Here is a 9,970-nt window from a genome sequence, read left to right on the forward strand (position 1 = left end):
GCCTGCTGCAACGGCACGGACGAGACGTCGTTGAGGAACGCCAGTTCCTCGGTCTGCTTCCACGCGGTCAGCATCGCCGAGGTCGCGTTGTAGCCGACCCGTTCCTGCCGCAGCGTCCACGCCTCGCTGCGGGCCGCGAGGGCCAGGTTGTAGACCTTCCGGACACACCCGAACGTCCGGGCCAGTTCGGCGGCCTGCGCGTCGGTCGGGTAGCAGCGGTACTTGAACGCCCGCTTCACCGTCCTGGACATGCCTCACATCTTGGCCGATCTATTTTGTGAGCCTTGCGGTGACACGCCGGTGGACGCCGATCCGCCCTGGCGGCGAACCGGCTATCTCTGCCCTGATCCGCAGGGGTTCCGTTTCCTCCCCCGCCTGAAGGCGGGGGTCTCCACGGAAGGAATCCGATGAACGAGATCCAGCCGATCACCCATCCGAGCACCGGGTTCGCCAGTCGCGACGTCCACTGGTACGCGTAGCCGGTCACCGGGATGCGCGACGCCAGCGCGCCGATCACGAAGGCGACCGCGAGCTGCCCGAGCACGGCGACGGGCCAGGTCCAGATGCCGAGCGGGCCCGACGAATTCAGCACGGCGCCATACGTGGTGAAGATGCCGGTCGCGATGGACACGAACGCGAACGCCACGGCGAACGACGCGAACCTGCCGGTCCGCCGTTCGAAGGACGGCTCGTACCCGAACCGGGCGAGCTCGTCGCGATCTGCTGTTGCACTCATGACAGCTCCAGGACTTGGTATATACCATGTGGTCGAGGCCACAAGGTATCGTCCACTCCCGGTAGGCTGTCAAGGTGTCGAAAGGAATTTCGCGCGGCGCAACCTCGCCGAGATACGTCGCCATCGCCGCCGAACTGCGTGACCGGATCACCGGCGAGAAGCTCGCGCCGCACACGCTCATGCCGTCCGAGCGCGAGCTGAGCGAGGCGCACGGGGTGAGCCGGATGACCGCCCGGCACGCGCTGGCGCTGCTGGAGAGCGAGGGCTACGTCTATCGCCGGCCGCCGCGCGGCACGTTCGTGGCCGAGCCCCGCGTGCCGTTCCACATCGGCAGCTTCTCCGACGAGATCATTCGCGCGGGCCGCCGGCCCGCCGCCCAGTTGCTCTGGGCCGAAGAGCGCGAGCCCACCGCGTCGGCGCAGGCGGCCTTCGACCTCGACATCGGCGCCCGGGTGCACGCGCTGCACCGGCTGCGGTTCGCCGACGACGAGCCGATCGCGCTGGAAACCACGTACTTCCCGGCCGCTCTGACGCCGGGCCTGCTCCACCAGCCGCTCACCGGCTCACTGTGGCAACTGCTGCGCACCCACTACCGGATCGTCCCGATCAGCGCACACGCGACGATCCAGTCCATCGTCATCGACGACGCCTCGTGCGCCCGCCTGCGCATACGCAACGCCTCGTCCGGCATTCTGCTGACCCGCTGGACCCACGACGAGTCCGGCCGGTGCATCGAGTTCGCCCGCGACGTCTACCGCGCCGACCGCGCCTCGTTCGAGGTCGAGGCGCGCATCCCCGTCCCGGTCGACGAAGCCCCATGACCGTTCGCGCCGGTGCCCGATAAACTGTGGGATGGGCATCCCGGGAGGACGCCATGTTGCGGCACACCAGACTGGCCGGGGAATCAGCGAGCTACCTCGCCGCCCGCGAAGAGCTGCGCCTGGACGAGATCGACCTCATGCGCCATCGCGAGAAGGTCGCGGCCCAGCGACGGTCGCTCCCCCCAGGGGCCGCCCGTCGACGACTACGTCTTCGTCGAGGGCCCCGCCGACCTCGACGCCGGCGACACACCGGTCCGCGAGGTCGCCCTGAGCGGGCTGTTCAGCGCCCCGGACCGTGCTCTGATCGTGTACCACTTGATGTACGGCAAGCTGCAGACCGATCCCTGCCCGATGTGCACCCTGTGGATCGACGGCTTCAACGGCATCGCCCACCACATCGCCCGCAACGCCGACTTCGCCGTCGCCGCGGCCGCCGACCTGCCCGCCCTGCGCCAGCACGCCCGCAACCGCGGCTGGCACCGGCTGCGGCTCCTGAGCTGCGGCGACAGCACGTTCAAGTACGACCTGGGCAGCGAGGACAAGGACGGCGAACAGGACTCCACGGTCTCCGTCTTCACCCGCGACGGCGACGGCACGGTCCGCCATTGCTACTCCGCCCACCCGCGCATGGCCGACGACATCGACCAGCGGGGCATCGACCTGCTGGCCCCCGTCTGGCATCTGCTCGACCTGACCCCGCAGGGCCGCGGCGACTGGTACGCGAGCCTCGACTACTGATACACGCCTGCAGCTCCGAAGCGGGCGAGGCAGTGCCAGACTCGTTTGAGGTCCTGCTGGTCGTACCGGCCGCTGCGGGCGGCATCGCCGATGATTCGCGGATCGAGGCGCCCGTCGACGGCGATGGCGGTGCCGAGGTCGACGTAGGGCCGGCCGCGGTAATCGGGGTGCCGGCGGAGTTCGGCGACGGAGAGCCGGAAGCCGGGGTGCCATTCCAGCCGGCAGGGCAGGCGCCGGGCAGCGGTTTCGACGTCGGTACCGCGGTAGCAGGGGTCGAGCACGACGGCCTCGACATCGCGGTCGAGCCGGACCTCACCGTGGACCTGTGCCTCGATGTAGTCGTCCAGGTCGTCTTGCTCGTCGGACAGGGCCAGGTCGATCAGCGACATGCGGTCGGCCACCGCGAACGCGGTCGGCTCCCAGTAGCTGTCCGGGTAGCAGAAGGTCGCCCGGGCCAGAGCGGGCGCGGTCAGCCGCAGGTGCGCCGAGCCGAACCGGGGTGCGGCGCCGAAGGGCTTGTGCCGGAAGTTCAGCGCGCCGTAGACCGGTCGCAGGTGGCCCGGGGCGTCGTCGTAGGCACCGCCGAACATGCGCTGCTCCCAGCGCCACCGGTCCCCGCCGGGATAGGCGGTGAGCCCGCCGTTGCTGGTGCCGGTGACGAACTGGGACAGGTAGATCCCGCCCTCGACGAGCTCATCCAGGATAGGAAGACCTGCGGCAACGCGGTCAGGATGGAAGTTGAGCGTGATCCGCAGGGATGCGTCGACCGGAGGCCCGGCCGACAACGCCGCGACGTGGCGCAGTGCCCGCCGAGGTGCCGCCTCGCTTCCGGCATCCGACGCATCCACGCAGAGGATCATGCCGGTGGACGCGATCCGGGTCATTCGGTTTATCGTTACGACCGTGGCGTGGGCGAAAGACTGGGATGATCGGATCTCCGGCCGGCAATGTCAGTGGTGTAGCCACGGCCGCCCGGACGAGATCGACTTCGGGACACGCGTTTTTGCCGGACAGGTCAGCGACGCCTACTTCGCGCGACGCGCCTTCGTCCGCGGATATGCGGTGGTGGTATGGCGTGGCCGGCATGTCGTCGAGCCGATCGACCTGTCCCCGGCCGAGGCGGATCAGTACCAGCGGGAAGTCTTGACGGTGGCTCGCGCCATCCGTGATCACTTCCAGCCCGCCAAGCTCAACTACCTCACCATGGGCAACTGGGAGCCCCACCTGCACACCCATGTGACCGCCCGCTACCCCGACGACCCCGGCGACGGTGGCCCTCTGCCCGCGAAGACACCTCCGTTGCTCGATCTGCGGCAGTGGCGGACGGACGCGGAGGCGGTCCGCACACTCCTTGAACAAATTCAGTGGCATGCGTCCGGTGCGCTTCTGCACCCTGACGGTCATGGCTGACGTCGACGCACTTGCGATTCGGGTAGCAACTGAAGGTGATGCCGTACGCCTCGAGGAACTGCTACGCGCGAACTGGATACCCGTGGTAACGCCGGCCGGTCCGTACGAGCCACGCGGCTTCTTCGATCGCCACGCTCCGGACTCGGTACTCGTCGCGGTCACCGGCGCCCTGCCGATCGGATACATCGTGGTGCGTCGCGCCTCGCCGATGCCGAGCCACGCACACGTCGCATCCATCCACGGACTGGGCGTTGCCGCAGAGGCGCGCCGGCGAGGCGTTGCAAGCGCCCTGCTGCAAGCCACGGAACACCGAAGCGCCGAACGCGGGTTCACACGCCTGACGTTGCGTGTCCTGAGCTGCAATGTGGCCGCCCTTGCTCTGTACGCCAGACACGGCTTCGAGACGGAGGGCGTGCTCCGCGGCGAGTTCCAGCTACCCGTCGGTCCCGGCGGGGCGATCACGAGCGTGGATGACATGTTCCTCGCCAAAAAGGTGGCGTGAGTGTGGTTGCCGCCGGGCATGACGGCGCGTTTTCGATCAACCGGGTTGGACTCGACGGCACGCCGTTTCCGCTGAGCTTCAGCGTTCGCGAGGTTTCCGGTTGCTGGGTGGTCCAGGCAGCAGCTGCGCAAGCCGCGGAGCTTGCGGATGTTCTGGTCAACGCGGCGGAGGGCACCGTCGTCACGGTCGACATCGCTACCAACAGCTTTCTGGACGAGCGGTACGAGCAGTGGCAGCCGTCGCGGATCGCAGCGGCGCAGGGCATCACTTGCTCGGTACACCACTTCGGTGCCCTGGCGACCGGCGTCATCGGCCTCAGCGAAGAGGCCTTGGTGATGCGGCGTGACGACCTGCCCGGTTTCCTTTCCGGCTGGTCGCCGTACGAGTTGACGTTGGTCGGCCTACCCACCGAGCCGACCCCCGAGCGGCTGGACGAGATCGGGCTCGCCATCGGTATCGCCCAGCATGACCAGCCTGTCTTGCCGACCCTTGCCGGCTGCTGTCTGTGGTACTCCGGACACGACGACTGCTATGTCTGGGTGGAGTCAACCGATCGAGGAGTTCCCGCGGCCATCCTGGGCCGTCTGCTGGCCCTCCTTGCCGGCTCGGCCTTGGTCGACGCTGCGCCCGTGGAGGTACCCGATGCGGCCGGCACCATCGTTGAAGCCTTGCTCGAAGAGAGCCGCCACTGGGTTGGGACGCTCGGCGCCGTGTCGCGGAACGCGGTGGCCGTCAGCCTGTCCGCCGTTTCAGCGCCGTGGCGGCTCGGCCAGCCGCTCCCGGAACGAGTCGACCGCACAGCCGTCTACGACTTCACCGAGGGCGTGTGGCACCTGCGGTTCGGCCACGGCGGCTGACGAGGAGCCGTGGCACGACCGCCGCCGCAAGGTCGAAGCCATCGCTACTCGCCTGGCTGCCTTTCGCCGGTCGGCGTGGGGTTCGGCGCAAACCACTCACGGACGCCCGACCGGGTCAACAGCACCAGATACGTCGCCGGCCAGACGGCCTGCGCGACGGCCGCTTGCGGGCCACGGGCGAACAGGTAAACCGTCGCCACGGCCAACCCGACCCAGCACAGCGCCAGTGCGACAAGCCGCGCCCAGCGCAGACCCAGTTGCAACGCTCGCGCCAGCCCGACGTACAGCGCCCCGTACAGCGCCTGACCCCACGCCGGCAACATACTGGTCACGGCTCCGGCAGAGCTGCCCATGCCGATCAATGCGTACACGATGACCAGTCCGCCGCCGACGTACAGCAAGATCGCCAACACCGTTACCGGGGGCGGCGGCGCAGTAGGACGTTGGGCCATCGCGGTATTGAACCAGAGCCGTCGCAGCCGCACCATGCTCTCGACGACCGACTGCGCGCCAGACAGGCTGGCGGCGAGTTCGGCATCGCAGCTGCTCCCGTGGGCTACCGCGAGCGGCCGGGGCTCTGCTGGGCAGTCTCGCCCCGGCACAGCGCGTCCGGCTCCTGCCGCCAGAGCCCTATCCGCGGCTGACCGAGCACACGACGTCGCGACATTCGCGGCCGCATTGCGGTGCTGAGCCGGCATCGACTCGGGGCGATGTCGGTTTGGGGTGGCTGGCCGGGTTCACCCCTCGCCGGAGCGCTTGCGCCAGTCGCGCATCGCGTCGCGGACCTTGTCGAACACCGCGGTCGGCGGGCCGACCAGGAGGTTGACGACCGCGGACTCCCCCGCCGCCGGATGCGGACGGGTCGGCGCCACCGTCTCGGCCGCCTCGAAGGCGCTCGCCATCCGGCGCAGCCGGTAGACGTCGGCGTGCTTGCGCAGCTCCGCGAACTCCTTGTACTCCTCTTGCGCCGCATGGGCCAGCACCGATTCGGCCAGCATGCCCAGGTGCTCGTCGAACTCCGGATGATCGACCCCCAGGTCGTAGAGGTCGGCGAGCGCCCGCTTGGCGTCCGCCTCCTCCCGAAGGCGTTCCTCGACCACCGTGCCGCCGCCCGGAATCAGGTCACGCGCCGCCGGATGCACGATCACCTCCTCGGCGTTCTCGTGCACGGCCAGCAGCCTCACCAGGTCGTGGAACAACTCCTTCTTCCGCGCCCCCTGAGCGTCGCCGACGCGCGCGAACAGGTCCTTGATCTCGGTGTGCTGGGCGAGCAGGATCTCCACGACGTCGCGCTGCTGCGTCGCCTGCTTGCCGAGGGCCTGGCTGACGTCGTTCGATGAGGCGAACCGGTCACGCGGAAGGTCCTGCAGGGTCCGGACTACCTTCTCGTCGGCGCCGTGCTGACGGGCCTGCTCGACAAGGCTCTGCTTGCTCGTCGGGTAGTCCACGTCGCCGATGTACCGCTGGACCTCGATCGGGTTGGCAGTCATGTGCTGCCGCTACCCGCCGGTACGACGTCCAAGCCCGGGCCGCGCCGCGAAGTTACGCGACGGGTCACCCGCCAACCAGGATGGGCTGGCCAGGCATGAATCACCTCGTGCGGGGTAACGCGGCAGTATGGCTGCACGCAGACAGAGAACGCACGAACTGGACGCCGCCGACCGCAACGCCATGCCGGACCGCACGTTCGCGTTTCCCCGGCTGCGCAAGGAACCGCTGAACGACGCGACGCACGTCCGCAACGCGATCGCCCGCTTCGACCAGGTCCGCGACGTCACCGACGACGAGCGCGAGGAGGCGTTCCGCCGGATCAAGCGCGCCGCGAAACGGTACGGCGTGGACATGACCGAGCGGCACTGGCAGGAGCTGGGCAAGCCGACGGCCACCATGAAGTCCTCCGACAAGCCGCGGACCCCGACGAAGGCCCGGCGCAACCAGCCTCGCAACGCATGGTCCCGCGACGAGTTGTACGCCGAGGCGAAGCGCCGCAACATCAAGGGCCGCTCCGCCATGAGCAAGGCCGAACTGGTCAACGCGCTCGAAGGCCGCTGACGTGGCGCGGCCGCGGATCGTCATCGTCGGGGCGGGGTTCGCCGGCTACCAGGCGGCCCGCGGGCTGCTGCGCCGGGCCAGGGGCAACGCTGACGTCATCCTGGTCAACCCGAACGACTACTTCCTGTACCTGCCGCTGCTGCCCGAGCTCGCCGGCGGCGTCCTCGACCCGCGGGCGATCACCGTGCCGCTGCAGGACACGCTGCCCGGCGTACGGCTGGTGCTCGGCGAGGTCGACGGCGTCGACACCCGGGCGCGGACCGTCTCGTACACCGGGCCGGAGGGCGAACGCGGCACCCTCGGCTACGACCGTCTGGTCCTCGCCGCCGGCAGCGTCAACAAACTCCTGCCGATCCCGGGCGTCGCCGACCACGCGCACGGCTTCCGCGGCGTCGGCGAGGCGCTGTACCTGCGCGACCACCTCATCCGCCAGATCGAACTGGCCGACGACGCCGAGGACCCGGCCGAACGGGCCGCTCGGATGACGTTCGTGGTCGTCGGCGCCGGATACACCGGCACCGAGGTCACCGCGCAGGGCCAGCTGCTCACCGCCGACGTCGCCGCCCGCCACCCGCGGCTGCACGACACGCCGCCGCGGTGGCTGCTGCTGAACCTCGGCGACCAGGTGCTGCCCGGCATGGACAAACGGATGGCCGACGGCGCCGAGCGGGTGCTGCAGGGCCGCGGCGTCGAGGTCCGTCTCGGCACCTCCGTGCGGGAGGCCACCGCCGACGGCGTGCGACTGACCGACGGCAGTTTCGTGCCCTCGCGGACCCTCGTCTGGTGCATCGGCGTCCGCCCCGACCCGATCGTCGAAAGCGCCGGACTGCCCACCGAGAAGGACCGGGTCCGCGTCGACGCGTATCTGACCGTGCCCGGGCACCCCGAGATCTATGCCTGCGGCGACGGGGCCGCCGTGCCCGATCTGTACCATCCCGGCCAGCACACGGCGATGACCGCCCAGCACGCCGTGCGGCAGGGCCGGCTCGTGGCGCACAACATCGCGGCATCGTTCGGGATCGGGAAGCCTCGGCGCTACCGTCACCGCAACCTCGGCTTCGTCGTCGACCTCGGCGGCTGGCAGGCCGCCGCCAACCCGCTGCACGTGCCGCTGTCCGGCCCGCTCGCCCGCGTCGTGACCCGCGGCTACCACCTCGCCGCCCTGCCCGCGAACCGGCTGCGCACCGCCGCCGGCTGGCTGTTCACCGCGGCCGACTCCCGCCCCGGCGTCCAGCTCGGCCTCGTCCGCGGCCGCGCCGTGCCCCTCGACACCGAAGCACCCGAGCTCGCCCACCACCGCTAACACCAGGACACGGTCCTGACTCGGCCGCTGACGCCGCGATCCACCTCGTCGCCGTCAGCTGAGTTCATCCGGTCTTTCTGCGGTAGCGCCGTGGCCGCAGCAACGGCACGGGCGTGGGCGCTCCACCGAAGTAGAGGATAAGCAGCCAAAGGTGGCCGGCGAACGTCAAACCGCCGAGCCAGCCGGCGAGCACGCCGGTCATCAGGACGATGAGCGGTGAGAACACGATCAGGGTGCTGAACCGGCTGAGCCGGTACCGACTGCTGTGTCTGGCGACCAGGCTTTCCAGCCTGGGCTCCCGACGCTTGGCCGGACCGGCCGGCCAGAGCCGGCCGAACCCCGGTACGTCCACGACGAACGGACCGCGACCGACCCGCCTGCCCTCGATCACCAGGTCTTCGGCGATGCTCGGTACCCACGGCTCCCACATCAGCCGCTGGTAGTAGGTCCGGTCACCATCCACAATGGCCAGCCACGGGATGCCGATCACGTTGCCGCGGCCGTAGCTGTACCAGAGCTGGGCCCGGTGACGCTTCGCCGGCGCCCGGACCGCCCGCCGCCACTGGACCGCCCGGCGTATCCACAGCACCGGGGCACCCAGGCTCGCCACGACCAGCACGACGAGCCCGCTGATCGGTAGCGCCGTCTCATCGATGCTCGTCCGGTCTTCGGGATAGATCTGGTCGGGCACCGTGGCCGATACCCGAATCGGCAGCGTGCTGCCGACCGGGAAGTCGCCGGCCTCGTCGACGTCGAACTCGTGCCGCCTCAGTTCCCCGTTGCGATCACGCCACTCAACTTCGATGACATCGGGCCCCTTGGTGAAGTGTTCGGACCTGACCACCGTGGCCGAGACACCCGGCGTCGCCGCCGCGTACCCGGCGTTGTAGACCTCGATCCTGTTCCATAGCGAGACGATCACCGCGGCGCTGAGCAGGAGGACGGCGATGCAGCTTGCGGCCGCCCAGCGCGGGCTGGTGCTGGGATGCCTTGCTACGGAAAGGAGGCTGCTTCGGGCACCGCCGGCGGGCACATGATCTCCGGTACGGGAGTGGTCGGGAACTCAACTCTTGACATCCTCCCCTCCCTAAAGGGAGGGGAGTCCCTGGGTCGCCCCAGGGATTTCCTGCTTCACCGCTGACTGCCCCGTCCGGGAGGACTCCCGTTGAGGTCTTACACCAGCTCCACAGGCAGACACCGCCAGCCCGGCGGCCAGAATGTTGCGTGCCGCGTTCACGTCCCGGTCGTGGACGGTGCCGCACCGGCACGTCCACGTCCGCATGGTCAGCGGCATCTGCTCGGTCAGCGCGCCGCAGGCCGAGCACAGTTTGGAGGATGGGTACCAGCGGTCGACCGCAATCAGGTCGCGGCCGTACCAGGTGGCTTTGTACTCCAGCATGGTGCGGAACTGCCGCCACGCCGCGTCCGAGATGGCGCGGGCCAGGGTGTGGTTGCGGACCATGTTGCGGACGGTCAGGTCCTCGATCACGATCGTTTGGTTGTCACGAACGAGCCGAGTGCTCAGCTTGTGCAGGTGGTCGCGGCGCCGGT

The 9,970-nt window shown here is 69.4% G+C and carries 14 protein-coding genes; 7 read left to right on the forward strand and 7 right to left on the reverse strand.

From position 1 onward, the window contains the following. Both ACGFI8_RS47535 and ACGFI8_RS47540 read right to left on the reverse strand, forming a co-directional pair. Positions 1 to 251, reverse strand: a 251-nt coding sequence (locus ACGFI8_RS47535; protein WP_392815626.1) for a helix-turn-helix domain-containing protein, incomplete at its 3' end; no start/stop codon positions are given. Continuing rightward, entirely contained in the window at positions 236 to 646 is a 411-nt protein-coding gene (locus tag ACGFI8_RS47540) for a hypothetical protein (protein ID WP_392815628.1), read from the reverse strand. The genes ACGFI8_RS47540 and ACGFI8_RS47535, both read right to left, overlap by 16 nt. Positions 647 to 810: 164 nt before the next feature. Here ACGFI8_RS47540 and ACGFI8_RS47545 point away from each other — a divergent pair, with 164 nt between their 5' ends. Both ACGFI8_RS47545 and ACGFI8_RS47550 read left to right on the forward strand, forming a co-directional pair. Further along, positions 811 to 1,557 (forward strand): GntR family transcriptional regulator, encoded by a 747-nt coding sequence (locus ACGFI8_RS47545; protein ID WP_392815631.1) that lies wholly within the window; start codon positions 811 to 813, stop codon positions 1,555 to 1,557. Between the two features lie 12 nt (positions 1,558 to 1,569). Next, entirely contained in the window at positions 1,570 to 2,295 is a 726-nt protein-coding gene (locus ACGFI8_RS47550) for a DUF899 family protein (protein ID WP_392815634.1), read from the forward strand. On the opposite strand, the gene ACGFI8_RS47555 is transcribed toward ACGFI8_RS47550, so the two are convergent. Next, on the reverse strand, positions 2,289 to 3,179 hold the full coding sequence (locus ACGFI8_RS47555; protein WP_392815636.1) for a DUF3626 domain-containing protein: 891 nt from the start codon (positions 3,177 to 3,179) through the stop codon (positions 2,289 to 2,291). The two genes, ACGFI8_RS47550 and ACGFI8_RS47555, sit on opposite strands and share 7 nt — an antisense overlap. Between ACGFI8_RS47555 and ACGFI8_RS47560 the strand changes: the two genes are divergently transcribed. Genes ACGFI8_RS47560 through ACGFI8_RS47570 form a run of 3 tightly spaced genes read left to right on the forward strand, consistent with a single transcriptional unit; the run spans position 3,160 to position 5,064 of the window. Continuing rightward, on the forward strand, positions 3,160 to 3,705 hold the full coding sequence (locus tag ACGFI8_RS47560) for an HIT family protein (RefSeq protein ID WP_392815639.1): 546 nt from the start codon (positions 3,160 to 3,162) through the stop codon (positions 3,703 to 3,705). The two genes, ACGFI8_RS47555 and ACGFI8_RS47560, sit on opposite strands and share 20 nt — an antisense overlap. Then, a complete protein-coding gene (locus ACGFI8_RS47565; RefSeq protein ID WP_392815642.1) occupies positions 3,698 to 4,207 on the forward strand; it encodes a GNAT family N-acetyltransferase in 510 nt (169 codons plus the stop codon). Before ACGFI8_RS47560 ends, ACGFI8_RS47565 begins: the two co-directional genes overlap by 8 nt. Further along, a complete protein-coding gene (locus ACGFI8_RS47570; protein WP_392815644.1) occupies positions 4,204 to 5,064 on the forward strand; it encodes a hypothetical protein in 861 nt (286 codons plus the stop codon). The genes ACGFI8_RS47565 and ACGFI8_RS47570 overlap by 4 nt, the downstream gene beginning before the upstream one ends. 44 nt (positions 5,065 to 5,108) lie before the next feature. Here the strand turns inward: ACGFI8_RS47570 and ACGFI8_RS47575 are convergent, their stop codons facing one another. Then, positions 5,109 to 5,552, reverse strand: coding sequence for a hypothetical protein (locus ACGFI8_RS47575; protein WP_392815646.1), 444 nt, complete (start codon positions 5,550 to 5,552; stop codon positions 5,109 to 5,111). A gap of 249 nt (positions 5,553 to 5,801) precedes the next feature. Beyond that, on the reverse strand, positions 5,802 to 6,554 hold the full coding sequence (locus tag ACGFI8_RS47580; RefSeq protein ID WP_392815649.1) for a DUF2795 domain-containing protein: 753 nt from the start codon (positions 6,552 to 6,554) through the stop codon (positions 5,802 to 5,804). Positions 6,555 to 6,681: 127 nt separating this feature from the next. On the opposite strand from ACGFI8_RS47580, the gene ACGFI8_RS47585 reads away from it, so the two are divergent. After that, positions 6,682 to 7,116, forward strand: a complete 435-nt coding sequence (locus tag ACGFI8_RS47585; RefSeq protein ID WP_392815651.1) for a DUF6582 domain-containing protein — start codon at positions 6,682 to 6,684, stop codon at positions 7,114 to 7,116. Between the two features lies 1 nt (position 7,117). Further along, positions 7,118 to 8,419: an NAD(P)/FAD-dependent oxidoreductase gene (locus ACGFI8_RS47590; RefSeq protein ID WP_392815652.1), complete on the forward strand. Its 1,302-nt coding sequence runs from the start codon at positions 7,118 to 7,120 to the stop codon at positions 8,417 to 8,419. Positions 8,420 to 8,483: 64 nt separating this feature from the next. Here the strand turns inward: ACGFI8_RS47590 and ACGFI8_RS47595 are convergent, their stop codons facing one another. Both ACGFI8_RS47595 and ACGFI8_RS47600 read right to left on the reverse strand, forming a co-directional pair. Continuing rightward, positions 8,484 to 9,452: a hypothetical protein gene (locus ACGFI8_RS47595; protein ID WP_392815654.1), complete on the reverse strand. Its 969-nt coding sequence runs from the start codon at positions 9,450 to 9,452 to the stop codon at positions 8,484 to 8,486. 54 nt (positions 9,453 to 9,506) lie between these two features. Then, on the reverse strand, positions 9,507 to 9,970 hold a 464-nt coding region (locus ACGFI8_RS47600; protein WP_392815657.1), incomplete at its 5' end, for an RNA-guided endonuclease TnpB family protein.

Origin of the sequence: Dactylosporangium sp. NPDC048998, assembly GCF_043197855.1 — a bacterium.
Taxonomy (GTDB): Bacteria; Actinomycetota; Actinomycetes; order Mycobacteriales; family Micromonosporaceae; genus Dactylosporangium.